Annotated in this window: 23 protein-coding genes; 13 read left to right on the top strand and 10 right to left on the bottom strand. The window is 69.3% G+C overall.

Annotated elements, in window-relative coordinates; translation table 11 throughout:
- Nucleotides 1–9 precede the first annotated feature (9 nt).
- From ACZ6O0_RS21455 to ACZ6O0_RS21445, 3 genes are read right to left on the bottom strand one after another with little or no spacing between them, the layout of a single operon-like run.
- Entirely contained in the window at nucleotides 10–1,320 is a 1,311-nt protein-coding gene (locus tag ACZ6O0_RS21455; RefSeq protein ID WP_465766713.1) for an ABC transporter substrate-binding protein, read from the bottom strand.
- A 17-nt stretch (nucleotides 1,321–1,337) separates the two neighbouring features.
- Nucleotides 1,338–2,198, bottom strand: coding sequence for a carbohydrate ABC transporter permease (locus ACZ6O0_RS21450; protein ID WP_465766712.1), 861 nt, complete (start codon nucleotides 2,196–2,198; stop codon nucleotides 1,338–1,340).
- The gene (locus tag ACZ6O0_RS21445; RefSeq protein ID WP_465766711.1) at nucleotides 2,198–3,166 is read right to left on the bottom strand and encodes a carbohydrate ABC transporter permease; all 969 of its coding nucleotides are present in this window, start codon (nucleotides 3,164–3,166) and stop codon (nucleotides 2,198–2,200) included. The genes ACZ6O0_RS21450 and ACZ6O0_RS21445 overlap by 1 nt, the downstream gene beginning before the upstream one ends.
- 231 nt (nucleotides 3,167–3,397) lie before the next feature.
- Here ACZ6O0_RS21445 and ACZ6O0_RS21440 point away from each other — a divergent pair, with 231 nt between their 5' ends.
- A complete protein-coding gene (locus ACZ6O0_RS21440) occupies nucleotides 3,398–4,504 on the top strand; it encodes a hypothetical protein (protein ID WP_465766710.1) in 1,107 nt (368 codons plus the stop codon).
- On the opposite strand, the gene ACZ6O0_RS21435 is transcribed toward ACZ6O0_RS21440, so the two are convergent.
- Together ACZ6O0_RS21435 and ACZ6O0_RS21430 are read right to left on the bottom strand one after the other, a co-directional pair.
- A complete protein-coding gene (locus tag ACZ6O0_RS21435) occupies nucleotides 4,434–5,714 on the bottom strand; it encodes an MFS transporter (RefSeq protein WP_465766709.1) in 1,281 nt (426 codons plus the stop codon). The genes ACZ6O0_RS21440 and ACZ6O0_RS21435 overlap by 71 nt on opposite strands.
- A 24-nt stretch (nucleotides 5,715–5,738) precedes the next feature.
- Complete coding sequence (locus ACZ6O0_RS21430; protein ID WP_465766708.1) at nucleotides 5,739–6,347, bottom strand: ArsR/SmtB family transcription factor; 609 nt, start codon at nucleotides 6,345–6,347, stop codon at nucleotides 5,739–5,741.
- 177 nt (nucleotides 6,348–6,524) lie between these two features.
- On the opposite strand from ACZ6O0_RS21430, the gene ACZ6O0_RS21425 reads away from it, so the two are divergent.
- The 3 genes from ACZ6O0_RS21425 (at nucleotide 6,525) to ACZ6O0_RS21415 (ending at nucleotide 9,442) form a co-directional block, all read left to right on the top strand.
- Nucleotides 6,525–6,890, top strand: a complete 366-nt coding sequence (locus ACZ6O0_RS21425; RefSeq protein ID WP_465766707.1) for a hypothetical protein — start codon at nucleotides 6,525–6,527, stop codon at nucleotides 6,888–6,890.
- A gap of 72 nt (nucleotides 6,891–6,962) precedes the next feature.
- The gene (locus ACZ6O0_RS21420; protein ID WP_465766706.1) at nucleotides 6,963–8,264 is read left to right on the top strand and encodes a class I SAM-dependent methyltransferase; all 1,302 of its coding nucleotides are present in this window, start codon (nucleotides 6,963–6,965) and stop codon (nucleotides 8,262–8,264) included.
- Nucleotides 8,261–9,442: an SdiA-regulated/phytase-like domain-containing protein gene (locus ACZ6O0_RS21415; RefSeq protein WP_465766705.1), complete on the top strand. Its 1,182-nt coding sequence runs from the start codon at nucleotides 8,261–8,263 to the stop codon at nucleotides 9,440–9,442. Before ACZ6O0_RS21420 ends, ACZ6O0_RS21415 begins: the two co-directional genes overlap by 4 nt.
- 613 nt (nucleotides 9,443–10,055) lie before the next feature.
- On the opposite strand, the gene serC is transcribed toward ACZ6O0_RS21415, so the two are convergent.
- Nucleotides 10,056–11,180 (bottom strand): phosphoserine transaminase, encoded by a 1,125-nt coding sequence (serC, locus tag ACZ6O0_RS21410; protein WP_465766704.1) that lies wholly within the window; start codon nucleotides 11,178–11,180, stop codon nucleotides 10,056–10,058.
- A 278-nt stretch (nucleotides 11,181–11,458) separates the two neighbouring features.
- Nucleotides 11,459–12,319 (bottom strand): phytanoyl-CoA dioxygenase family protein, encoded by an 861-nt coding sequence (locus tag ACZ6O0_RS21405; protein WP_465766703.1) that lies wholly within the window; start codon nucleotides 12,317–12,319, stop codon nucleotides 11,459–11,461.
- 101 nt (nucleotides 12,320–12,420) lie between these two features.
- Here ACZ6O0_RS21405 and ACZ6O0_RS21400 point away from each other — a divergent pair, with 101 nt between their 5' ends.
- Complete coding sequence (locus ACZ6O0_RS21400; RefSeq protein WP_465766702.1) at nucleotides 12,421–13,176, top strand: helix-turn-helix domain-containing protein; 756 nt, start codon at nucleotides 12,421–12,423, stop codon at nucleotides 13,174–13,176.
- On the opposite strand, the gene ACZ6O0_RS21395 is transcribed toward ACZ6O0_RS21400, so the two are convergent.
- The gene (locus ACZ6O0_RS21395) at nucleotides 13,177–14,289 is read right to left on the bottom strand and encodes a citrate synthase 2 (protein WP_465766701.1); all 1,113 of its coding nucleotides are present in this window, start codon (nucleotides 14,287–14,289) and stop codon (nucleotides 13,177–13,179) included.
- Between the two features lie 170 nt (nucleotides 14,290–14,459).
- Here ACZ6O0_RS21395 and ACZ6O0_RS21390 point away from each other — a divergent pair, with 170 nt between their 5' ends.
- The 4 genes from ACZ6O0_RS21390 to pdxH are packed head-to-tail and all read left to right on the top strand — an operon-like array spanning nucleotide 14,460 to nucleotide 17,663.
- The gene (locus tag ACZ6O0_RS21390) at nucleotides 14,460–15,047 is read left to right on the top strand and encodes a hypothetical protein (RefSeq protein ID WP_465766700.1); all 588 of its coding nucleotides are present in this window, start codon (nucleotides 14,460–14,462) and stop codon (nucleotides 15,045–15,047) included.
- Between the two features lie 31 nt (nucleotides 15,048–15,078).
- On the top strand, nucleotides 15,079–16,569 hold the full coding sequence (locus ACZ6O0_RS21385; RefSeq protein ID WP_465766699.1) for a hypothetical protein: 1,491 nt from the start codon (nucleotides 15,079–15,081) through the stop codon (nucleotides 16,567–16,569).
- Nucleotides 16,538–17,005: a hypothetical protein gene (locus ACZ6O0_RS21380; RefSeq protein ID WP_465766698.1), complete on the top strand. Its 468-nt coding sequence runs from the start codon at nucleotides 16,538–16,540 to the stop codon at nucleotides 17,003–17,005. Before ACZ6O0_RS21385 ends, ACZ6O0_RS21380 begins: the two co-directional genes overlap by 32 nt.
- 13 nt (nucleotides 17,006–17,018) lie before the next feature.
- Nucleotides 17,019–17,663 (top strand): pyridoxamine 5'-phosphate oxidase, encoded by a 645-nt coding sequence (gene pdxH / locus ACZ6O0_RS21375; protein ID WP_465766697.1) that lies wholly within the window; start codon nucleotides 17,019–17,021, stop codon nucleotides 17,661–17,663.
- On the opposite strand, the gene ACZ6O0_RS21370 is transcribed toward pdxH, so the two are convergent.
- The gene (locus ACZ6O0_RS21370; RefSeq protein WP_465766696.1) at nucleotides 17,609–19,786 is read right to left on the bottom strand and encodes an MMPL family transporter; all 2,178 of its coding nucleotides are present in this window, start codon (nucleotides 19,784–19,786) and stop codon (nucleotides 17,609–17,611) included. The two genes, pdxH and ACZ6O0_RS21370, sit on opposite strands and share 55 nt — an antisense overlap.
- Nucleotides 19,787–19,903: 117 nt before the next feature.
- Here ACZ6O0_RS21370 and ACZ6O0_RS21365 point away from each other — a divergent pair, with 117 nt between their 5' ends.
- The 4 genes from ACZ6O0_RS21365 (at nucleotide 19,904) to ACZ6O0_RS21350 (ending at nucleotide 22,757) form a co-directional block, all read left to right on the top strand.
- On the top strand, nucleotides 19,904–20,626 hold the full coding sequence (locus ACZ6O0_RS21365) for a TetR/AcrR family transcriptional regulator (RefSeq protein WP_465766695.1): 723 nt from the start codon (nucleotides 19,904–19,906) through the stop codon (nucleotides 20,624–20,626).
- Between the two features lie 273 nt (nucleotides 20,627–20,899).
- Nucleotides 20,900–21,190 (top strand): hypothetical protein, encoded by a 291-nt coding sequence (locus ACZ6O0_RS21360; RefSeq protein ID WP_465766694.1) that lies wholly within the window; start codon nucleotides 20,900–20,902, stop codon nucleotides 21,188–21,190.
- Entirely contained in the window at nucleotides 21,190–22,152 is a 963-nt protein-coding gene (locus tag ACZ6O0_RS21355) for an SPFH domain-containing protein (RefSeq protein ID WP_465766693.1), read from the top strand. Before ACZ6O0_RS21360 ends, ACZ6O0_RS21355 begins: the two co-directional genes overlap by 1 nt.
- A 5-nt stretch (nucleotides 22,153–22,157) precedes the next feature.
- Nucleotides 22,158–22,757, top strand: a complete 600-nt coding sequence (locus ACZ6O0_RS21350; protein ID WP_465766692.1) for a CGNR zinc finger domain-containing protein — start codon at nucleotides 22,158–22,160, stop codon at nucleotides 22,755–22,757.
- On the opposite strand, the gene ACZ6O0_RS21345 is transcribed toward ACZ6O0_RS21350, so the two are convergent.
- On the bottom strand, nucleotides 22,754–23,479 hold the full coding sequence (locus tag ACZ6O0_RS21345) for a PaaI family thioesterase (RefSeq protein WP_465766691.1): 726 nt from the start codon (nucleotides 23,477–23,479) through the stop codon (nucleotides 22,754–22,756). The two genes, ACZ6O0_RS21350 and ACZ6O0_RS21345, sit on opposite strands and share 4 nt — an antisense overlap.
- Between the last annotated feature and the right edge of the window lie 121 nt (nucleotides 23,480–23,600).

Genomic DNA, 23,600 nt, shown 5'->3' with positions numbered 1-23,600 from the left:
GGACTCCAATCACTTGCCGTCTAGGGTCTTGCCGGCGTCGGCGATGAACTTCGCGACGCCCTGCTTGATCGAGATCTTCTTGAACGCGATGTCCTGGCTGGTCTTCAGCAACAGGTCAGCGACGGCGGTCGAGGCGGCCGGGCTGGCCTGCGGCGGCGGGGAGGAATTCTTCAGCGCCAGGTCGGTGTAGGCCAGCACCTGCTTCTCGCTCGCCGAGAGGTCACTGCCCTTCACCAGCACATCCCGGCCCGCGGCGGACGCAGGCGGTCCACTGATCAGCCGCAAGGTCTTCGCGGCCTCCGCGCCGTTGGCGAACCAGTTGATGAACGCGGCACCGTCGTCCGCGCGCTGGCTCTTGGCGTTCAGCGACAGGAAGCTGCTCGGTGCCGGGAAGGTCCCGCACTTGCCGTCCTTCGTGCTCCGCGGCGGCAGAGTGATGGCGATGGTGTGGTCGGTGAGATCCTGGAAACCGCCCTTGAGGTTGGGCGTCTGGATGTGCGCGAGGGCCGCCTGCTTCTTGACCAGCGGACCGTTCGGCCAATCGCCGTACTCGGACTGCGCCGCGATGTCGGCGGGGATCGTGCCGCCGGTGGCCCGCAGTGCGGCCCAGTACTCGAACCACTCGGTCAGCGAGGCATCGGTCAAGGCGAGACTGCCGTCCTTGTACAGGTCCTCACCCTTGCCGCGCAGGAAGATCTGCAACGACGCCGTGTCCCCACTGGGGTCCTCCGCGCCGTAGACCTTCTTGCCGGACTTCTGCCGGATCTCGTTGGCCAGGGTCGCGAAGTCGGACCAGGTCCACGTCTCCTTCGGGTGCTCCAGGCCGAGCTGGTCGAGCACGGTCACGTCGTACCCCATGCTGAAGGTGCTCATCGCGACCGGGATGCCGAACTGTTCGCCCTTCAGCTGGCCCTGGACGAGCAGGTTCTGGTCGATCGGCTTGGTGTCGATGGTGTCCGGGATGTACTTCTGCAGGGACTGCAGCGCTCCGGCCGCGCCGTACTGGCCGATCCGCGGGGCGTCGATGTTGATCACGTCGGGGGCGTTGCCGCCGGCCATCTGGGTGGCCAGCTTGTCCCAGTACTCCGCGGTCGCGGTGCCCTCGAAGACCATCTTCACGTCCGGATGGCTCGAGGTGTACTGGTCCGCGAGCTTGCCGCGCAGAGCGAGCTTGGTCGGGTCGCCGTAGCTGCTGAACCGGACCGATCCCTTCGCCTCCTTGGCCGCGGGGTCGAGGTTGCAGGCCGACAGCAACGGTGCGAGAACGCCGGCCGCGAGTCCGGCCTGCAGGAAGCGCCGACGGCTGAGCGGTGTGGTCATGACGGGGTCCTTTCGGGCTAGCCCTTCAGGCCGGTCGTGGCGATGCCCTCGACGATCCGGCGCTGGGCGAGAAGGAAGACGATGAAGGTCGGCACCAGCGACAGCACCGACATGGCCAGCAGTTGGCCGTACGACGAGTCGCCGGTCGCGTCGACGAACCGGCGCAGGGCGACCGGGACGGTCTCGCTGCTGGGATAGGACAGGTAGATCAGCTGGGAGAAGAAGTCGTTGTAGGTCCAGATGAAGGTGAAGATCATCGTGGTGATCAGCACCGGCCCGGTCAGCGGCAGGATGATCCGGCTGAAGATCCGGACCTTGCCGCAGCCGTCGATCATCGCGGCCTCGTCCAGCGTGCGCGGGATCGTCCGGATGAACTGGACCATCAGGAAGATGAAGAACGCGTCGGTGGCCAGGAACTTCGGCACCACCAGTGGGAGATAGGTGTTCACCCAACCGAGGTGGAAGAACAGCACGTACTGCGGGATCAGCAGCGCGTGCGCCGGCAGCATGATCGAGCCGAGCATGATGCCGAAGAACACCTTCTTGCCGCGGAACTCCAGCCGGGCGAACGCGTACGCCGTCAGCGTGCAGGCGATCACGTTGCCGGCCACCGCGAGTACCGCGATCAGCAGCGAGTTGAAGTAGAACCGGGTGAAAGTGGGATCGGTCGCGGTCCAGCCGGCGATGTAGTTGCGGGGATCCAGCGAACTGGGGAACGGATTGAGCTGGGAGAAGATGTCCTTCTCGTCCTTGAAGGATCCGCCGACCATCCAGAGCAGCGGATAGACCATCACCAGGGTTCCGGCGGTCAACGCGAGGTGGGTCAGCCACCTCCGTCCGCGCCGGCGGCCCGCGGGAGCGTGCTGGAGAGTCGTCATCAGCGGTCCTCGTAGTAGACCCAGCGGCGGGCGAGCCCGAAGTTGATCAGCGTGAAGGTGGCGATGATCAGCAGCAGCGCCCAGGCCATCGCCGAGGCGTAGCCCATGTTCAGGTTCGTGAAACCCTGCTGGTACAGGTAAAGCGTGTAGAACAACGTGGAGTCCGACGGGCCGCCGCTGCCACCGCTCACGACGTACGCCGGGGTGAAGGCCTGGAACGCCTGGATGATCTGCAGCACCACGTTGAAGAAGATGATCGGCGTCAGCAGCGGCACGGTGACCGACCAGAACCGTCGCCAGGCGCTCGCGCCGTCCACCGACGCCGCGTCGTACAGCTCCTGCGGGATCTGTTTGAGCCCGGCCAGGAAGATCACCATCGGCGAGCCGAACTGCCAGATGTTCAGCAGTACCAGCGTGTAGAGCGCCGTGTCGGGGTTGGAGATCCAGCTGCGGCCGGCCACGCCGAAGAACGCGAGGAAGGCGTTCAGGACGCCGTCGTCGTCGAACAGCTGACCCCAGATCACCGCGATCGCGACGCTGCCGCCGAGCAGCGAGGGGATGTAGTAGATCGACCGGTACCACGCCATCCCGCGCAGCGGGCGGTTCAGCATGACGGCGACCGCCAGTGCGAATCCCAGCTGCAGGGGGACTGTCAGGGCGACGTAGATGAAGGTGACCTTCAACGACTGCAGGTAGCGCGGGTCGTCGGTGAACATCTTCACGTAGTTGCCGAAGCCGTTCCAGACGGGCGGCTGCAGCAGGTTGAACTTGGTGAACGACAGATACAGCGACCCGAGCAGGGGCCCGGCCGTGAGCAGCAGCAGGCCCACGAACCACGGGGCGAGGAAGAGATAGGCGACCCGGTCACGTCGCCTGCGGGGTCTGGGCCGTGCTGGTGGCGTGCTGCCGGCCGGGATGTCGGTCCGTTCGCGGCCGGCCGGAGCAGAGATGTCGGTTCTCATGCTCATGGTGGCCTCCTCTCAGGAGCCTTCTTCACCGATGTAGAAACGCGCTGGAAAATCGGCCGAAGCCTTCAGATGGGGTGTCTGGAAGTGCTCCGGCCGGTGGCGTGAGTTCTCACTTGGTGGAAGTGGTGTTCCACTACGCGAGAGAGTAGGACGCCTCCGGGCGATGCGCAAGAGCGGAGTGGATTCGTATTCATAAGCGTGAAACCGTGGTCCCCGCTAAGGTTCTGGCGCATGAGCTCCAGTGCGCGGTCCTCATACCTGATGCGGGCCGGTCTGGTCCGCAACGTGCGGTCGGCGGAGCACCTGACCACCTTCGTGGTGTCCGGCGTGGCGACGGTCCTGGTGACTCGGCTGATCCTCAGCCTGAGCGGCTACCCGCAGATCGGCGGGAAGGGCCTGCACATCGCGCACGTGCTCCCCGGCGGCCTGCTGATGCTGGTCGCGATCTCCCTGCTGCTCGGGTACGTCGGTCCCGTCGTACGGCCCGCGGCCGCACTGGTCGGCGGCGTCGGCTTCGGCCTGTTCATCGACGAGGTCGGGAAGTTCGTCACCTCGGACAACGACTACTTCTACCAACCGACCGCGGCGATCGTGTACGTCGTCTTCGTGCTGATCGTGCTGGCGACCCGGTTCCTCACCACGCGGCGGCCGATCGATCCGCGCGAGCAGCTCGCGAACGTGATCGACCACGCGGTGGAAGGCGTGGCCGGCGGGTTGTCCCGGCGCCGGCTGGCGCAGGCGTCGGAGCAGCTCCGTCAGGTGGCGCCGGAGGTGGCCGGCCGCCGCGAGACCCGTGCACTGCTGGCGGCCTGCCCCGCCGACGAGGTGGAGCTCGCGGCCCCGGTCGACGCCGGGTGGCGGGCCATCCAGCGAGGGTTCGACCGGCTGGCCACTCATCCACTCGCGCCCCGGGTGGCGGTCGTCGTACTGGTCATCCAGGCGATCGGTGCGCCGGTGATCGCGGCCGGGGTCCGGTTCGACAACGAGCTGCTCAGTGACCTCCCGGTGCTCGGGGTGGCGGCCGGAAGCTTGCTGTCGGCAAGCTTCACGGCGCGCGGTGCATGGCAGCTGCGGAAGGGGAATCGGGCCCGGGCGGTCCGGCTGTTCGAGCTGGCGGTGCTGGTGTCGCTGCTGGTCACGCAGGTCTTCCAGTTCGCCGGGACGCAGTTCGCCGCGGTGTTCGGGATGCTGCTCGACCTGGTGCTGCTCGGCCTGCTGAAGGCCGAGCGCGATCGGATGCGGCGCAAGGCGACCGAGGCGAACAGGGCTAAGACGATGCGGCTGCCACCGGATCCGTCGCTGCCTCCCTTCCCCGAAGATCCGTCGGATCCTGTGTAGCCTTCCACTGCTCGTGGCGGCCGATCAGCACCGGTGACATCGTCGCGACGAGGTAGACGGCGCCGGCCGCGAGCAGTGCGGGCGCCAGGCCGATGCCGGCGATCGCAGCGCCCGCCACGATGCCGCCGAGTGGCACACCGGTCCAGCAGACCGCGTCGGCCAGCGAGTTGACCCGGCCCAGCATCTGCCGGGGGATCCGCTCGATGAACAGCGCCCCGAGCACCGGGTTGATGAAGCCCGCTCCGACTCCGCCGATGGCATAGACGGCCATCAGTGCCCACAGGGGAGCGTCGAACGCCATCACCACGAAGCGTGGCGCGCCACAGATCAGGAACGCGAGGGTGAAGACCAGCTTGCGCGGGATGCGCTCGCCGACAGCGGAAGCGAGCAGTGCGAACAGCGTTGCGGTCACGCCGAACGACGTGAGGATCAGACTGGTGTGTCCTGGTCCGAAGCCGTGGTCCTTGATCCAGACGGGGAGCAGGACGGCGCCGATGGCCGCGTCGAGGAGATTGGTCACGGCGATCATCAGGACGAGCGGCATCATCAGCTTGTCCTTGCGGAGAAACCGCCAGCCCTCGAGCAGTCGCTCGCCGTACCCGTCCTCGGTCTTGGCGCTCTTCTCGTGGTTGCGGGGGATCCAGCGGTAGATGAGGACGGCGCAGACGCCGAAGGACGCGGCGTCGATCCAGAGGGCGTTGACCGTGCCGACGAGGGTGATGAGTCCGCCGGCCAGGGCGTAGGCGAAGAAGCTGGCCAGGCGTTCGGTCGTACTCTCCAGCCCGGTCACGCGCTCCAACGGGACCTTGGCCGCTCGCGCGATGTCGGGAATCAACGTGCCCTTGGCCGCGTCGCCTGGTCCGCGGAGGGCTCCGGCGATGGCCACCAGTGCGAGAAGGGTCGGGAACGTGAGCATGTCCAGCGTGTGCAGCAACGGGACGAGAGCAACTACGCCCGTACTCGCGGTGTCCGCGAGGACGCTGATCCGCCGCGCACCCACCCGGTCGATCAGCGGTCCGCCGACTGCCTTGACCAGCACCAGTGGGCCCATCTCCGCCAGCGCCACGATCCCGGTCTTCACCGGCGATCCCGTGGTCGTCAGGACGAACCATGGAATCGCGATCGCACTGACCCGGGTCCCACAGATCGACACCACGTTCGCGACCAGAAACGCCACCAACGGCGCACGGTAACGCGTCTCAGCACCCACGTTCCTCACCTCTTCTCGCAGTACTCAGCGGGTTTCGCGTGGGTAGGCCTGGATCTGCACCGTGACCTGCTCGGCGCCGTCCGGCAGCGGCGCGGTCAGATCGGGGGTCTTGTACTTCTCGAAGACCGCCATGACCTCGCGCATCATCGCGGCCATCTCCTCCGGCCGCAGATGGAACATGTAGTCGGCCAGCAGACTGGCTTCCTTCCACTCCGGCGGCAGCGTCTGCATCGCGTCGATGAAGCCGAACATGTTCTCGGCGTACGTCTGCCCGATCCCGTGCAGGAACCCCAGCGCCAGCTCGGGCTCCTGATCCAGCAACTCGGCCGCGTCGAACTCGGTGCCCTGGTGCGCCGACTTCCACCAGCGGTCCCGCGCGTTGCCGCGGCTGTCGTCCTCGACCACGAGGCCCGCGTCGGCCAGCTGCCGGAGGTGGTAGCTGGTGGCCCCGGTGTTCACGCCGAGCCGACCCGCCAGGGTGGTGGCCGTCTGCGGTCCGTAGACGCGCAGCAGGCCGAGCATCCGGTTGCGCATCGGGTGCGCCAGCGCCCGGACCAGGTGCCGGTCCAGCCGGACGCTGCGACCGGTCACGCCCTGCTGGGTGACTTCCTCGGGCTCGATCTTGTCGCTCATGGCACCCGATCGTAGGACTGCAAAGACTGTTTGCAAAGTGTTTTTGCAAACAGATTCTGCGATCGGTTGTCCACAGGTCCGGAATCGGTCGCTCCGGTGAGGGTGGATCGCGGCATCTTCTCCGGTGAGACAGGGGCCGGCCGCGCCGGTCCGACCACGAAACGGAGAGACCAACCCATGTTGCGAGTGATGCTCGAGGACGCCGATTACTGCGACGTCCCCGCCGACCTGATGACGTTCGACGACGGGGCGGTGGTGTTCTGGCGCGAGGGCGAGGAGGTCGGCCGGCACCGCCAGGCCCGGATCCGCTCCCTGGAGCTGCTGGACCCCCGCTCGATGACCCGCAAGATCAAGGCCGCCCGCAAGAACCATCCGAACGCCTTCCGGCCCTGGACCACCGACGACGAGCAGACCCTGGCCGAGATGTTCCACCAGGGCGCCACCAAGGACGAGCTGGTCGCCACCCTCGGCCGCCAGGAAGGCGGCATCGCCACCCGCCTCCGAGGCCTCGGCCTCCTCGCGGACGACCAGAAACTCCAATGAGTCCCAGAGCCGCGACAGTCTGTGGGCGAGACCCTTTTGTGATCCGTTGGAGCGGTCGGCGACAATGGCGCGATGCAGGCAGAGGCGCAGTCGGATCCGCGCGGGACCGCCCCGGATGTGCGGGTGACGTCCGGCGATCCGGCCTCGGCGTCGCCGGGGGAGTCGGGCGCGTGGGAGGTCATCCGCGCGGCGCTGCTGGACCAGACCGGCCTCGTCCGTGCGCTCGCGTCCGGTCGTCGCCGCGGTCTCGAGCCGCCGCAGTACGTCCGGATCGAGCTGCGGTACGTCGACCTCAAGGGTCACCGCCACCTGCAGATCACGGAGTACGACGAGCGCCAGGCGCACACCCGCAACGTCGCCGGGCCGGAGACCGAGAAGGCCGTCGACGAGCTGCTCGGCCTGCCGTACGGGACGTGGCACGTCGAGACGACCGCCGAGACGCTCCGGCTGCGGTACACCAAGAAGGGCAAGGAGCTGCTGCACCGGCAGGAGGACAGCCGCGAGCAGGAGACCAGCCACGACCGGGTGAAACAGCGCGTGCTCGACCCGGCCGCGCCGTTCCTGATCGAGCTGGGCATCAGCGACCACCACGGCCGGGTGAAGCCGTCACGGCAGGCGAAGTACAAACAGATCGAGGAGTTCTGCAAGCTGCTCGAGCCGGCTCTGGACGAGGCGGTCGCGGCGGGCCGGATCGCGACCGGCCGGCCGCTGCAGGTGGTCGACCTCGGCTGCGGCAACGCCTACCTCACCCTGGCCGCGTACCACCTGCTGACCGCGGCCGGTCACGACGTCCGGATGACCGGGATCGACCACAATCCGGCCGCCCGGAAGCGGAACACCCGGGTGGTCGAGGCGCTCGGCTGGCAGGAGCACCTGCGCTTCGTCGACGCGACCATCCAGGCCGCGGAGCTCGACGTACGACCGGACGTAGTACTGGCGCTGCACGCGTGCGACACGGCGACCGACGACGCCCTCGCGCGGGCGGTCGGCTGGGAGGCTCCGCTCGTCCTCGCGGCTCCGTGCTGTCATCACGACATCCAAAAGCAGCTCAAGAGCGTCACACCACCGGCGCCTTATGCGCTGATGACGAGGTATGGCATCGTTCGTGAGCGGTTCGCCGACGTCCTGACGGATTCTCTGCGGGCCGCGGTCCTGAGACAGGTCGGATACCGGGTGGAGGTCGTGCAGTTCGTGGACAGTCAGCACACGCCGCGCAACCTGCTGCTCCGGGCCGCGCGCACCGGCGCCAAGCCCACGGCCGACCTCCAGTCCGAGTACGAGACTTTGATCACCGAGTGGCAGGTCACACCCCGCCTGGCCCAGCTTCTCCTCACACCGGCCGAGCCCGCTGCCGGCGCCGAGGTGACACGGTGAAGCACCTGCTCCGGACGGCCTTGGCCCTGACCGCCCCGGCCCGGACTGCGTTGGCCCTGACCGCCGCGACTCTGATCGCCCTGGCCGGTGCCGCCCTGCCCAGTGCGGCTACCACGTCGACTGCCTCGGCCGCCTCGGCCGCTCACTCCGCGCAGGCGGCCGGTTTGCTGCCCGCGGCGGATCCGACGCCGGCGGCGAAGAAGCTGTTCACGATCCGGGACGAGCGGATCCAGGAGTCATCGGGCCTCGCGAAGAGCCAGAAGCACCAGGGCATCTACTGGACCGTGAACGACTCCAGCGACGTCGCCCGGGTGTTCGCCATCGACACCACTGGCAAGGTCAAGGCGGTCCTGCGGTTCAAGGCGGACGTGACGGACGTCGAGGCCGTCGGGGTCGACCGCGACGGCACGATCTACATCGCGGACATCGGCGACAACAAGGCCAACCGGGACATGATCGAGATCTACACGATCCCGGAGCCGGAGACGCTGGAGGACAACGACAACGTCAAGTACCACCGGTTCGACTTCACCTATCCGGACGGGGCGCACGACGCCGAGACCCTCCTGATCGAGCCCGGCACCAACCAGCTCTACATCGTCACGAAGGCGACGAAGGGCACCGGCGCCATCTACGCCGCCCCGCCGGCCCCCTCCCGCGAGGGCACCAACGAGCTCAGCAAGCTCGCCCCCGCACCTTCCGGCGTCATCACCGACGGCACGTTCCTCCCGGACGGCCAGCGCGTGGTCCTCCGCACGTACGTCGACATCGCGACGGTCGCGTGGGGCGACACCCCGACCGTGGTGGCCCGGGCCGCCGTACCGTTCGGCCAAGGCGAGTCGATCGCCGTGGGCCAGACCGACAACACCGTCCTGGCCGGCAACGAAGGCCCGAACTCGGCCGTCTACCAGCTCCAGGTCCCCGCCAAACCAGCCGCCTCCACACCCGGCACCGCCAGCGCGACCCCCAAACCCGCCACCGGCGCCGACGAAACCGGCAGCACCTCCGGCAAGAACCACAACCTCCGCTGGATCCTCATCGGCGCCGCCCTCTTCGCCCTCCTCATCACCATCCTCACCTTCCCCCCCGGCCGCCGAGAACGCCGAGACCGCATGGCCGAAAACGCCCGCCTAACCGGCCAATCCCCACCCACCCCCCACCGCCGCCACCACGCCTGACCCCGCACTACCCGCGCACCCGCGGCCCTCGCTCGCACCCGCCCGCGCGCACCACCTCGCCCGCCCCGCCACCCCACCCGCGCGAGGTGCCTGTGCCCGCCCTCCGCGCCGGTACTCGCGCAGCCACCCGCGCCACCCGCGCCCACGTGATGTGCTCGCCCCGCCACCGCGCATGTACTCGCACCGCCAACCCCGCTGGCCACCTGCGCCGGACACCCGCAGACCTTGCCCGTGCCGGTTCACCCGCTCCACCGCCCGCACGAGCTGACCACCCGAGGTGCGTGCACCTGCCCGCCGACCGCGCTGGTACTCGCGCAGCCCACCGCGCGCCGCCCATCGCGCCGGCCACCTGCGCCGGGCAGGCGGGCGACGTGCCCGTGCTGGGCCACCGTGCGGCGCCAGATGGCTCACACCGCCCAACCGTCCACCTAGAGGCAACCTGCAAAGTGCTGTCTGGGAGCTACCTGCACATGGCTGCGGTAGCCCGGCTCCTCGGCAAGGGATGCCAGGGGACAGGCAACAGCTGCTGGCCCGGGACAGACAACAGCTCCCGGTCCGGGACAGACAACAGCCGCCGTCCCCGGAGAGGGGGCGGCGGCTGTTGGTGGTTGGGTTACTTGAGGCGGTCGACTACGTAGTCGATGGCTTGGGTCAGCTTCTCGACGTCGTCGGGGTCGACGGCGGGGAACATGGCTACGCGGAGTTGGTTGCGGCCTAGTTTGCGGTAGGGCTCGGTGTCGACGATGCCGTTGGCGCGGAGGACCTTGGCGACGGCGGCGGCGTCGATGGCGTCGTCGAGGTCGACGGTGCCGATGACGAGCGAGCGGGCGTCGGGGTCCTCGACGTACGGCGTGGCGTAGTCGGACTTCTCGGCCCAGGTGTACAGCCGGGTGCTCGAGTCGGTGGTCCGGCCGACGCTCCAGTCCAGGCCGCCCTGGTTGTTGATCCAGTCGGTCTGCTCCGCCATCAGGAAGAGTGTGGACAGCGACGGCGTGTTGTACGTCTGGTGCTTGCTCGAGTTGTCGATCGCGGTCGCCAGGTCCAGGAACGCCGGGATCCACCGGCCGGACGCGGTGATCTCCTCGACCCGCGCCAGCGCGGCCGGGCTCATCAGCGCGATCCACAGACCGCCGTCCGAGGCGAAGCACTTCTGCGGGGCGAAGTAGTAGACGTCGACCTCGTTGATGTCGACCGGCAGGCCGCCCGCGCCCGAAGTGGCGTCGATCGCGACCAGCGCACCCTCGTCGGCGCCCTCGACCCGCTTGACCGGGGCCATCACGCCGGTGGAGGTCTCGTTGTGCGGCCAGGCGTACAGGTCGACGCCGGCTTCGGCGACCGCGACCGGGCGCGTGCCGGGGTCGGACTTCACGATGCTCGGCTCGCCCAGGTGCGGCGCGAGCTGCGCGGCCTTGGCGAACTTCGAGGAGAACTCACCGAAGCTCAGGTGCTGGCTCTTCTCCCGGATCAGCCCGAACGTCGCGATGTCCCAGAACGCCGTCGATCCGCCGTTGCCGAGCACCACCTGGTAACCGTCCGGCAACTGGAACAGGTCGGACACACCCTGCTGCACCCGAGCCACCAGGTTCTTCACCGGCGCCTGCCGGTGGGAGGTGCCGAGCAGCTTCGCGCCCTCGGTCGCCAGCGCGGCGACGGCCTCCGGGCGGACCTTCGACGGACCCGCACCGAAGCGGCCGTCGGCGGGCTTGAGCTCTGCAGGAATCAGAATCTCGCTGGTCACCAGCGTCTTCCCTTCGTCGTCTGCGTTCAGAAAGCCGACGACGCTGTCAGCGCACCCCATCCTCCCACACCCGTTCCAGCCCACCCCCGCGGGTCTCACCAACCACCGCTCACCGGTCCCGCCCTCCCGGGGCCGCGGCGCCGTATGCCGCTCGTCCGCAGGCGTGGCCGTCCTCCCGCGGACGGCGGCATGCGCCACCCGCGTCCGGCCGACCTCGCCGCGGCCGGCGCCGGGGGTGGTCGCCGGCCGCGGGTGGCGGCGTGGCCGTGGGCGGCGGGCTACTCGTGTTTGCGGGTTAGGTGGTGGGTGCCGGTGAGGAGGGCTACGGGGCCTTCGGGGGTGTCGGTCCATTCGCCGCAGGCGCCGCCGCCTTCGGCTACGTCGAGGGGGAGTTCGGTGCCGTCCATGCGCAGGGCGGGGTGGTAGTACTGCGCCACCTTCTCCGCCTCGCCCTGGATGTAGTGGCCGATCAGGGCGCGCCGGAAGCGGTCGGTGGTGACGTTCGGGTTGCTGCCGTGCACCAGGGCGCCGTGGAAGAACAGCACGTCGCCCGGCTCCATCTCGATCGGTACGGCGGCGTCCGGGTCGGGGAGCGGGACGGTGATGTCGGTGAAGCTGACCGTGGTGTCGGCCTTCTCGGTGCACAGGATCGGCCAGCGGTGGCTGCCGGGCACGACCTCGAGGCAGCCGTTCGCGCGGTCGACGTGGTCGAGCGCCATCCACGCGGCGACGCAGGTGCCCGGCTCGGCCTTCAGGTAGAAGTTGTCCTGGTGCAGCGCCTGGCCGCGGGAGCCCGGCGGCTTGAAGTAGATCATCGTCTGCACCGCGTACGGCGACCTGCCGAGCAGCGCCGTCATCACCTCGTCGATGCGCGGGTCGATCATCCAGCGCAGGGACGGCTCGTCCCACCGGTGCATCTGCGCCATCCGCGGGTATCTCTTGAGGGGATCCCGGCTGGTCGCACTGTGGCCGGCGAAGTCGTGCGGATCGGCTCCGCGGTGCCGCAGTTCCATGTAGTGGTCCCGCAGCCGGTCGGCCTCGTCGGTGCCGAACAGCCCGCGCACCAGCGTGTACCCGGTCCGCTCGAACTCGTCCCGGTACACCGCGGACTGGTCCTCGATGTTGTATGAAACGCTCATGCACGACTCCCGCGTCTCTGGCTTAGTCTGCCTGTGTACCCCAATTCTCCTGGCTGGATCCGGACTCCGGCCACGGAGGATTCACGCGAGGAGTTGAACTTTTGTTGCATCCCCTGACGCTCGACCTCCTGTCGCCGCCGACCTTCTGGCGGTGTGAGCCGAGCTGGTCGTGGACGTCGCGCGTACTGTCCGACCACCTGTTGTGGTGCGTGCTCGACGGCCGTGGCCTGTTGGAGCTGGACGGTGAGCGTCAGGAGCTGCACCGCGGGATCTGCGCCGTCTTCCGGCCGGGGGACGCGCCGAAGGCGACACACGATCCACACCGGCGGCTGCTGGTCTTCGGGATGCATTTCGACAGTGACCCGGGAGCAGCGCCGGAGCCGCGGTGGGGTGAGGTGATGGACCGCGAGCTCCTCGGAGTTCTCGCGCGGACGAGCGACGCGTCGTACCGCCGGGAGGACGCGCTCGGGCGGCGGCAGGCCGAGCTGTGCCTCGAGCACCTGATCGGTCTGGTCTGGGACGCCGTACACAACCCGGACCGGCGGGCGACCGACAGCGCGGTCGACGAGATCGCCCGGCAGCTGCGGCAGGATCCCGGCCGGGACTGGACCGTGGCCGAGATGGCCCGCCGGGCGGCGTTGTCCCGGGCGCAGTTCACCCGGCGGTTCGTCGCGCAGTTCGGTCTGTCGCCGGCGCAGTACCTGATCCAGTCGCGGATCGACCGTGCGCACGAGCTGCTGACCGAGACCGGCATGACGGTCACCCAGACCGCTGCCGCCCTCGGCTACACAGACGTCCCGTACTTCAGCCGCCAGTACAAGGAACGCACCGGCCGCTCACCCAGCCAAGAGCGCTGACTACGCCCAGTCCGGGTTCCAGCCGTCGATCGAGTCCGCCGGGCGGGTGCTGGGCCCGGAGTAGATCGCGGACGGGCGGATCAGCCGGCCGGTGCGCTTCTGCTCGAGGACGTGCGCACTCCACCCGGCGGTGCGTGCACAGGTGAACATCGACGTGAACATCGGCGGCGGCACCTCCGCGAAGTCCAGGACGATCGCCGCCCAGAACTCCACATTGGTCTCCAGCACCCGATCCGGCCGCCGCTCGCGCAGCTCTGCCAGCGCAGCCTGCTCCAACGCCTCCGCGACTTCGTAGCGCGGCGCCGCCAGCTCCCGCGCCGTACGACGAAGCACGCGAGCGCGCGGGTCTTCCGCCCGATACACCCGGTGCCCGAAGCCCATCAGCCGCTCACCCTGGTCCAGCAAACTCTTCACGTAAGCCTGCGCGTCACCACTGCGCTCGACGCCCTCGATCATCGTCAGCACCCGCGCGGGCGCCCCACCATGCAACGGCCCGGACATCGCACCGACCGCACCGGACAACGCCGCAGCGACATCGGCACCGGTCGAAGCGATCACCCGCGCCGTGAACGTGGAAGCGTTCATGCCGTGCTCGGCCGCGGATGTCCAGTACGCGTCCACCGCCTTCACGTGCTTGGGATCCGGTTCGCCACGCCACCGGATCATGAACCGCTCGGTGATCGTCTTGGCCTTGTCCACCTCGCGTTGCGGCACCATCGGTTGCCCGATGCCACGAGCCGCCTGGGCGACGTACGACAAAGCCATCACCGCCGCCCGGGACAGGTCCTCCCGGGCCTGGACGTCGTCGATGTCGTAGAGCGGCCGCAGCCCCCAGGCCGGCGCGAGCATCGCCAGCGCGGACTGTACGTCGACGCGCACGTCGCCGGTGTGGACCGGCAGCGGGAACGGCTCGGCCGGCGGGAGGCCGGGGGTGAACGGACCGTCGACCAGCAGACCCCAGACGTTCTCGAACGGCACCCGGCCGACCAGGTCCTCGATGTCCACGCCGCGGTAGCGCAGCGCCGAACCTTCCTTGTCCGGCTCGGCGATCTGCGTGTCGAACGCGACCACGCCCTCCAGCCCGTGCTGCACCTCGGTCCTCGGATCTGACATGCGACTCCCTCGTCCTCGTGGTCGGTCCGCGGCCCACCAATGACCGCGCACCGGGCGCCCAGGCAGCATAGTTCTCGCCGGTAACCTCCGGACAGATCTGTGACCAGCTCGGCATGCCGCCACTCCCGGCGGCGGGGCGGTGGACCGGTCGCGGGACTACGCTCGACGGCATGGCCACCAAGCCCCTTCCCGCCCTCGGGCTCGTTGTCGGTGTGATCGCGGGGTACGGCGGTGTGGCCGGCGCGTCGTACGTGTCGTCCCGGCTGACCCAGCGCACCCTGGTGTTCGAGAACGACGCCGCGGGCGTCCTGCCGTGGCTCGCGCTGCTGGCCGCCATCGCGGCGGTCCTGGGCCTGCTGATGATGATTCCGGCGATCGGCTCCGGTGTGACGACCGGTGCGGGTCTCTTGCTGACCGTGGTCGGGCTGGCGTTCTTCCTGATCCCGGTGCGGCAGACGCTCGACCTCGCCAAGGCGTTCCAGCTGCCAGGATCGCGGTTCGCCGGGTCCTACCTGCTCTATGACGGGTCGTTGGCCTTCTTCGGCATCATCCTGCTGCTCGTCGGCATCCGGCGGTGGGTCGTGGACGCGAAGCTGGCGAGAGGGCTGCCGGGTCAGGGCCAGCTGCAGGACAACCGCAGCTACGCGCCCAACTACCCGACGCAGCAGTGGGGCGGATACCCGGGCCAGCAGCAACAACCGCCGCTGCAGCAACCGCCCCAGCAACCGCAGCAGTACCCGGGCCAGCCGCCCCGATAACTTTCCCCGCGGAGCCGGCATCAGGCTCTGCATGGAAACGCTGATCGCCTACGCCGTCTCGCACGACGGCGTGGCGCGGGCCGCCGCGGGACGGGCCCGCGTCGAGGCGTACTACGGCGATCTCTGGGACCACCGGGCCAAGCACCAAGGGTACGACGGCAGCACGATCGGGCTGCACGTGTGGGACCGGCACGACGGCCACTGCTTCTGGCCGTCCTGGCACGACACCGGTGACCTCCGCGTGGCCAGCCTGCACACACCACTCGGCTATCAGCGGGTGATCGGCGACGTAGCGCCGTACGACGCTCCCGGGCGGCTGGCGCGAGCGGTACGGCGTACTCCGGCCAGCTTCCTCGAACTGGCGCCGCCGTTCACCCTGGCCGTGCTGGACCCGGCGGAGGAACGGGTGGAGCTGTTCACCGACTCGATCGGCGTCGGTCGGCTGTTCCAGTTGCGACTGGCCGACGGGTGGGTGTGGAGCAACCGTCCGGTCGCCGCACTGCTCTTCGCCGGGGTGACCGCGACGGCGGCCGCGCGGGGCTGGAACTTCGCTGCGGCGTGTGGCTGGTTCATGGACGACAGCACGCCGTACGACGGTGTGCTGGCGGTGCCCGGGGCGACGCACATCGTTGCCGATGGCAGCCTTCGGCAGCGGACGGTCAGCCGGATCGAGACTGCCAGCGTGTGGTCGACGGACAGGCCGGACACGGTGGAGGAGACGGCCGAAGCGCTGCAGGACGTGGCGAAGTCGGTGGGACGACTGTGGCCCGGACAACCGACGGTCGACCTCAGTGGTGGTCGGGACTCCAGAGTGGTGGCTGCGGCGTTCCTGGCTGCTGGTGTGGATCTCAAACTCAACAGCTACGACGCTGTGCCCGGTGAGCTGGAGGTGGCCGAGTCGCTCGTGGGTGCACTGCCGGGCGCCGTCGAGCACGTCGTCAGCCGTAAGACACCGGGGAAGCCGGTGCGGCCGCAGCAGGCCAAGCCGCAGCCGATCGAACTGGTGGATCGGGCGCACCGGTGGCACCGGTACTCGGAAGGGCTTCGACCGGCGAGCTATCTGTTCCACACCCCGCCGAGGAGCCTCCTCTCGGTCGATCATCTGGCGATCGGCGGAGCCGGGGGAGAAGTTGCCCACGGCCACTTTTATCCGGCCGACGTCCTGCAACTCGACGCATTGCCGCTGCAGCGCAAGGTGCGCGCGTTCAACGATCGACTGAAGGTGCGGCTGACGCCGACCGCGGGTCCGGCCGGGCCGGCGCGGGCCGCGGTCGCCGAGCAGATCGAGCACGTCCTGCGGGACGCGGTCCATGGAGGGATCGAGAACGCGACGATGCTCGACTACTTCTACCTGGTCGAGCGCCTACGGCGGTGGGGGAACGACAGGGGAGCGCAGTGGGGTGGTGTCGCCGCTGCTGATTCCTGCGTTCGTCCGGGCCGCGTTCGCGCTCGACCCGTCTCAGCGGGTCGACAACGCTCTACACCGCGGCTTGGTCGGCCGCCTCGTTCCCGAGTGGGCTGACATCCCCTTCTTCAAGCCTGTCCAGGTCGCGACGCGGAGGACGCCGTCCCGGATCCGTTGCCTGGCCGATGCGCCGGACCGCGATCTGATCGAGGCGCTCCTGGCTGACGTCGAGGGCTTCGATCCGCGTGCACTCACCACGCTGTGGGCGGCGTCCGTCGCCGGTGCGAGCTCGGCCGCGGGCGAAGCAACCCTCCGCCAGGCCCTCTGGCGCGCCACGTTCGACCACCACCTCGCCGAGGTCAACCGCCACCTGCCGACGGGGAGCCGCCCGGAGGCGCCCCCCATAGTCAGCCGCGCGGCGCCCCCAAGCGGTGGCATGGCGGTACGGCGGGTCGTCCGGCAGCCGGCCGCGCGGTGGTTGGCCCGGACCTGGCTGTGGCGGGCGTTTCGGCGCAGTCCCGTCGGGCGCAAGTGGCGGAGCCTCAGTAGGTAAGTAGGCTCAGTGCGTGGATCTTGCGGAGATGCGGCGTGTGTACGGGCTGGGGGAGTTGCTCGAGAGTCAAGTGGACTCCGATCCCTTCGTGCAGTTCCAGGCCTGGCTGACGCAGGCGACCGAGGCGGGTCTCCCGGAGCCGAACGCCATGGTGCTCGCGACCGCCGACAGCGACGGCCGGCCGTCGGCGCGGACGGTGTTGCTGAAGCGGCTCGACGAGCGCGGTCTCGTGTTCTACACCAACCAGCAGTCCCGCAAGGCCGAGGACCTGGCGGCGAACCCGCACTGCGCGCTGGTGTTCCCGTGGCACGCGATGGAGCGGCAGGTCCGCGTCGAGGGCACCGTCACCAAGCTCCCGGCCGACGAGGTCGACGAGTACTTCGCCGGCCGCCCGCGCGGGTCACAGCTCGGCGCGTGGGCCTCGCAGCAGAGCCAGCCGGTCGAGTCCCGCGAGGAGCTCGACCTGCAGTACGCGTCGTACGAGCGGCAGTGGCCGGAGGGCACCGAGATCTCGACGCCGTACTTCTGGGGCGGCTACCTGGTCGCCCCGCAGGCGTTCGAGTTCTGGCAGGGCCGCACCGGCCGCCTGCACGACCGCCTCGCCTACCGGCGGACGAGCTCCGGGGACTCCTGGGAACTGGTCCGGCTCCAACCCTGAGGTTCTTCGCGGAAGCCGAACCGCTCCCACCACCGGACCAGTGGACGCGGCGCCCACCAGTTCGCCCGGCCGAGCAGCCGCATCGTCGCCGGCACCAGCAACGCCCGGACGATCGTCGCGTCCAGCGCGATCGCGATCACCAGCCCGACGCCGATCATCTTCACGAACACGATGCCCGACGTGGAGAACGCCGCCACCACGATGATCAGCAGCAACGCCGCGCTGGTGATGATCCCGCCGGTCCGCTGCAGCCCGAGCGCGACCGCCTGCGTGTTGTCGCCGGTCCGGTCGTACTCCTCCCGGATCCGGCTGAGCAGGAACACCTCGTAGTCCATCGACAGCCCGAACAGTACGGCGAACAGCAGCACCGGGTTGGTCGCGTCGAGGAACCCGGCCGGGGTGAAGTCGAGCAGCCCGGACAGATGCCCGTCCTGGAAGATCCACACCATCGCCCCGAAGGCCGCCGACAGCGACAGCACGTTCATCACCAGCGCCTTGGCCGGCAGCACGAAGGAGCCGAAGGCAACGAACAGCAGGACGAACGTGACCAGCACGATGAACCCGGCCATGTACGGCGCCCGCTCCTTCAGCACATCGAGCAGGTCGATCACCGCCGCCGTCTCACCACCGACCTCGACCTGGGTCCCACTCGGCGGCGCGACCGCCCGAACACCGTGTACGACGTCGCGCGCCGGCAACTCCTGCCCGGTGTAGTGCGTGTGCACGACCACCGAGGCGACACCGTTCTCGTAGCCTCCGATCCGGACGTCGTCGACATCGTTGATCTGCCGCAGCGAATCCAGGTACGGCGTCAGCGCCGCGGCCGGATCGGCCGGCGGCGAGGAGAACCGCACCGCCACGAAGATGTCCGACCCACCGGCCCCGGCGAAGTCGCGCTGCAGGGTCTCGGTCACCGTCCGCGAGGTGGCGCCGGACGGCAACGCACGATGGTCGACCCCGCCCAACTGCGCCTGCAGGAAGGGAATCCCGAGCACCAGCAGCACCGGGACGAGCACGAGCACGTACCGCACCGGGCGCCGCATCACGCTGTGCGCCAGCCGGTACCACGCGCCGTGCTCGGCGGCGGCCTGACGGGGCTTGAAGATCCGCAGGCTGTTGACCCGATGGCCGAGCACCGCGAGCAACGCCGGTAGTGCGGTCAACGCCGCGACCATCGCGACGGCCACCGCGGCCGCGCCGCCGTACGCCATCGAGCGCAGGAACATCACCGGGAACAGCACCAGACTGCTGATCGCGACCCCGACCGTGACCCCGGAGAACGCGACCGTCCGCCCGGCCGTCGCCATCGTCGCGGTCAGCGCCGCCTCCACGTCGTTGCCCTTGGCAAGCTCCTCGCGGAACCGGGTGACGATGAACAACGCGTAGTCGATCGCCAGCCCGAGCCCGATCATCGTGACGATGTTGATCGAGAAGATCGACACGTCGGTGACCGCGGACAGGCCGCGCAGCAGCACGAAGGCGCCGAGGATCGCGAGCGCGCCGACGAAGAGCGGCAACGACGCCGCGACCAGACCACCGAAGACCACCACCAGCAGCACCAGCACGATCGGCGTCGAGATCGTCTCGGCCCGGACGATGTCGTGCTCGGTCTGCGTGTTCACCTCGTCGAACACCGCGATCTCGCCGCCGACCTGGGCGTCCAGCCCGGCCGGGGCGGTCCGGACCTGGTCGGCGATCCGGTGGAACGTCGCCAGCCGCTCCTCCTGGTCCGCGCCGGCCAGCGTGAGTACGGCGTACGTGCTGTGCTGGTCCTTGGACACGAACACGGGGGACTTGGTGCTCCAGTAGGTCTTCGTGCCGGTCACCTCGGCGGACGGCAGCGTGGACAGGTGCTGCTCGACGGACTGCCGGAAGGCCGGGTCGGCAACGGTCCGCGAGGAGCTCCGGTAGAGCACGATCACATCGGTGCCGGTGCGGCCGACGTTCTGCTCGATGGTCGCGACCGCGCGGGCGGCCTCGGTGTTCGGCGCGTCGAAGCCGCCGTTGGCCAGCGAGCCGAACACGCCGGTGCCCCAGGCCAGCCCGAGGGCGACGAAGACCGCGGTCAGGGCGAGCACCAGGCGGCGGCGCCGGTACGTGAAGTGGCCGAGCGTCTCGAACACGGAACTGTCCCCCAGGGCGTAGATTTGAGCGGCGGGATGCTGAGCTAACAGTGTTAACTGTTAACGGTGTTAACTCTAAACGCCTGCCCTACAGCCATGTCAAGGGAGAGTTTTCGCGTGGACCTCGGTGGGACCGGACGGGACCGGCGGCGAGCGGCGACGCTGGCCGAGATCAAGGCGGCCGCTCGCCGGTTGCTGGTCAGCGGCGGCACGGGCGCGGTCGGCCTCCGCGCGGTCGCGCGCGAGCTCGGCCTCACCCCACCCGCGCTCTACCGGTACTTCCCGAGCCACGAGGCCCTCGTCGGCGCCCTGATCGCCGACCTGTACGACGAGCTCACGGCAGCGCTGATGCAGTTGCAGACCACCGAGGAGGCCCCGGACCTGGGGGAGCGGCTGTACCTGCTCGCCAACGGCCTGCGGAACTGGGGGCTGGCGCATCCGGCCGAGTTCGCGCTGCTGTTCGGTACGGCGGTCCCGACGCCCGACGCGGTGGATCACGACGAGACTCCCGGCCATCAGGCGGCGATGCGGTTCGGCGCGGTCTTCAAGGAACTGGTCGCGCAGATCTGGCACTGGAAGCCGTTCCCGTACCCGCCCGACGAGTTGCTCGGGGCGGAGCTGATCGCCCAGTTGACGCAGGAGTCCGAGCACTTCCAGGGCATGCCGCCCGGCGCGATCTACCTGTCGCTGACGTACTGGACCAGGCTCTACGGCCTCATCTGCATGGAGGTCTTCGGCCAGCTGCACTGGGTGCTGCCGGATGCCGGCGCGTACTTCGAGGCCCAGCTGCGAGAGATCGGCGAGGCCCTCGGCCTGGACTGCCCGCCGCCGGAGGCATAGGGAAGCCCGCGGGCGCTTCCAGGGACACGACCGGGTGGCCGAACTCTGGGTCAGGCGGACTGACCTGACTGCCCGCGGGCCCGGTGGCTGGCGTTGGATTGGCCGACCACTTGTCCCACTTATTCAGTGGTTGGCGGTCAACCCGCCGCCACCTCACGAGTCCGATAGCAATTCATGCGTTGGACCACCTCCCTTCGCGTGTACTGCGAACTTACTGTCCGCGGGGCCGGCGTTCAACCAGTTTTCGCCCAGGGATGAACGACAATCGGAGCCATGATCAGACTCGGGCTGCCGGCCATCCTGCTGTTGATCGGAACCGGGTGGTTCGCGTGGGCGTCGTACCGCCGGGCTGCCCAGGCTGAGCGGGCCCTGGCCGCGGTCAACGCCGAGCATCGGGCGCTGCTGCAGGAGGTCAGGTCGCTGGAACGGGCGGTCGCGGCTGCCGAGCAGGGCTTGCGTACGCTCTCCTCGCATCCGTCGGTGCCGCGTGACGTCGCGGTCACCGCCGACCTGACCCTCGCCGACGTCCGGCGACTGGTGGAACGCAAGGAGCTCGACGACTGATGGCAAGACTGGGGAACGCGGCGGCCGTCGCGAAGGGCGGAGGCACGAAGGCCAAGGTGATCGGCGGCCTGGTCCTGCTCGTCATCCTGATCATCGTGCTGTTCAGCATCTTCAACTTCGCCAGCACCGACACGAACCGGATCGGCCTGCACTACGGCGGCGGCGTGGTCGAGGCGAAGAAGTTCAAGTCGATCATCCCGCCCGGTTCGACGAACAAGCTGATCGGGCCGGGCGACACGTTGTACACCTACCCGATCGACCAGCGCTCGTACATCATCGGCGGCGACGGTGCCGACACCGACGCGGCCGACGAGGTCACCGTGGTCAGCAGGGACAACGTCCGGCTGGGTGTCCGGGTCCAGGTGTACTTCACCCTGAACCGGGACAAGGACGTGATCAAGTCCTTCCACGAGCGGATCGGCCTGAAGACCGAGGCCTACGAGGAGAGCGGCTGGAACGACATGCTGCAGTCCTACTTCCGGCCGCAGATCGACCGGGCGCTGGCCGCGGTCGCCACCAACTACGCCTGGGCCGAGCTCTACAACAACGAGGCGAAGAAGTCCGCCTTCCAGACCGCGGCGGCCAAGGAGTTCACCCGGCTGCTGCCGGCCGCCGTCGGCGGTGACTACTTCTGCGGACCGTCGTACAACGGCAGCAACGACTGTGGCGAGCTGTCGTTCACGATCCAGAAGCCGACGCCGCTGGACAAGGGCATCATCGACGGCCTGGAGGCCAAGCAGCGCGCCGAGCTGGCCAAGGCCACCCAGGAGCAGAAGAACCAGCAGGTGAACGTCGAGCTGCAGTCGGTCAAGCAGCAGGTCGCGATGCTGGGCGCCCAGGGCTACCTGCTGAAGACCGCGATCGAGTCGGGCAAGATCCAGTTCATGGTGATCCCGCAGAACGGCAACGTCAGCATCCCGGTGCCGACCACGCCGGCCACGACCACCGCGCCGCCCCGCTGAGCCCGATGTCCGCGCTGCCGTCACACCTCGAGCTCGTGCAGGGCGTCGTCCTGCCCAAGCCGATCGGCGCGGACCCGGTGCTCGACTTCGTCAACACCCGGTCCGACTGGACCACCCGTGGCCCGGCCCGGACCGAGTGGCTGACGTCGTACGAGGCGTTCCTGATCTGGAACTCCTACAGCGGCCTGTTGCCGCCGGCCACCGTCTTCCGGCTGATCGAGCAGGCCGCCGCCAAGCCGACCGAGGCGTCCCGGCGGCTCGCCGCGACCCTGGAGTTCCGGGCCGGCCTGTACGACGTCCTGACCGGCGCGGCGACCTCCCTGGAGGCGGTGGCGCGGGTGATCGAGAAGGCGTCCGGCCGGCGGCGGCTGGTGCCGACCGACGTGGGCGCCGGCTGGGAGCTGCCGGAGGATCTGGCCAAGCCCCTCGACCACCTCGCCCTGCTGGCCGGTGAGTTGATCACCGGCCCGTCCCGGGCGCACGTCCGGGTGTGCCCGTCCTGCGGGTGGTTGTTCTTCGATCCGCGCGGCCGCCGCCGCTGGTGCTCGATGGCGACCTGCGGGAACCGCGCGAAGGTCCGGGCCCACGCGGCCCGCACGCGTTAGTTGAACAACGCCGGGTCGACCGTGATCCAGGTGTGCCGGGCACGGGCGAGCACTCGGCCGTCGGCGTCGTACAGGGTGCTGGCGGTGAAGGTCTTGCGCCCGTCCTCGCCGAGGTAGCGGCCGAGCGCGACGCACGCCTCGCCTACCGGTGGGCGTGCGTCGATGCGCGCGGTCAGCTGCCCGAGGACCGACGGCCGGCCCTCCAGGTCGATGGCCCAACCGCCCGGGCAGTCCAGCGCGGACCACAGGAAGACGTCGTCGACCAGTCCGTTGCCGTTGGCCAGGTCCGCGGCCGGCGTCCAGGTGCACGCCGTACGCCCGTCTCCGACCGGCCCCGGCTTCAGTCGCAACCCGCCGGTGTTGGCGGGTCCGCACACGAAGCACGTCGGGAACGGGTGGTTGCGGAGCCCGCGGTACGACGCCTCCGCGGCCAGAGCCTCCTCCGGCGACACCGGGTCGATCGTCGCGTCCGCCAGGAAGTCGCTGTCGACCGGCGACGCGTCCGCCACCAGTGCCTCCCCATCGGTCAACCGTGCCCCGTCGGCGTCCGCGGCCAGATCGAGGTCCCGCTGGAGCGGGGGCGGCATCCGCAGGGTCACGCGTGGCACCGAAGCCTCGTCGAGCCGCCCAGCCAACGCCGTACCGACCAGGCCGGCGACGTAGCCGCCGTTCCCCGATCTCTCCGGTCCCTGAAACCGCCGTTCAACCCGAACCACACTCATGGCCCACGACCCTAACCAGAGCGGCGACCGGAACGACAACCGATCACGGTCAGGGCTCGGATCAGCACACAGCGTGAGCAAACGACGAATCCGCCAGGAGCCGATCGCGCAGCCGGCATCC

This window comes from Kribbella sp. NPDC048837, from assembly GCF_055586945.1.
Note: the sequence above shows the minus strand (reverse complement) of the source record. Positions and strands in the feature narration are given on the sequence as shown.

Excerpts from the sequence above, each read along its gene's own strand:
- ACZ6O0_RS21455 (WP_465766713.1), bottom strand. The coding sequence starts at position 1,320 with ATGACCACACCGCTCAGCCGTCGGCGCTTCCTGCAGGCCGGACTCGCG.
- ACZ6O0_RS21450 (WP_465766712.1), bottom strand. The coding sequence starts at position 2,198 with ATGACGACTCTCCAGCACGCTCCCGCGGGCCGCCGGCGCGGACGGAGG.
- ACZ6O0_RS21445 (WP_465766711.1), bottom strand. The coding sequence starts at position 3,166 with ATGAGCATGAGAACCGACATCTCTGCTCCGGCCGGCCGCGAACGGACC.
- ACZ6O0_RS21440 (WP_465766710.1), top strand. The coding sequence starts at position 3,398 with ATGAGCTCCAGTGCGCGGTCCTCATACCTGATGCGGGCCGGTCTGGTC.
- ACZ6O0_RS21430 (WP_465766708.1), bottom strand. The coding sequence starts at position 6,347 with ATGAGCGACAAGATCGAGCCCGAGGAAGTCACCCAGCAGGGCGTGACC.
- ACZ6O0_RS21425 (WP_465766707.1), top strand. The coding sequence starts at position 6,525 with ATGTTGCGAGTGATGCTCGAGGACGCCGATTACTGCGACGTCCCCGCC.
- ACZ6O0_RS21420 (WP_465766706.1), top strand. The coding sequence starts at position 6,963 with ATGCAGGCAGAGGCGCAGTCGGATCCGCGCGGGACCGCCCCGGATGTG.
- ACZ6O0_RS21405 (WP_465766703.1), bottom strand. The coding sequence starts at position 12,319 with ATGAGCGTTTCATACAACATCGAGGACCAGTCCGCGGTGTACCGGGAC.
- ACZ6O0_RS21395 (WP_465766701.1), bottom strand. The coding sequence starts at position 14,289 with ATGTCAGATCCGAGGACCGAGGTGCAGCACGGGCTGGAGGGCGTGGTC.
- ACZ6O0_RS21390 (WP_465766700.1), top strand. The coding sequence starts at position 14,460 with ATGGCCACCAAGCCCCTTCCCGCCCTCGGGCTCGTTGTCGGTGTGATC.
- ACZ6O0_RS21385 (WP_465766699.1), top strand. The coding sequence starts at position 15,079 with ATGGAAACGCTGATCGCCTACGCCGTCTCGCACGACGGCGTGGCGCGG.
- ACZ6O0_RS21360 (WP_465766694.1), top strand. The coding sequence starts at position 20,900 with ATGATCAGACTCGGGCTGCCGGCCATCCTGCTGTTGATCGGAACCGGG.
- ACZ6O0_RS21355 (WP_465766693.1), top strand. The coding sequence starts at position 21,190 with ATGGCAAGACTGGGGAACGCGGCGGCCGTCGCGAAGGGCGGAGGCACG.
- ACZ6O0_RS21350 (WP_465766692.1), top strand. The coding sequence starts at position 22,158 with ATGTCCGCGCTGCCGTCACACCTCGAGCTCGTGCAGGGCGTCGTCCTG.
- ACZ6O0_RS21345 (WP_465766691.1), bottom strand. The coding sequence starts at position 23,479 with ATGAGTGTGGTTCGGGTTGAACGGCGGTTTCAGGGACCGGAGAGATCG.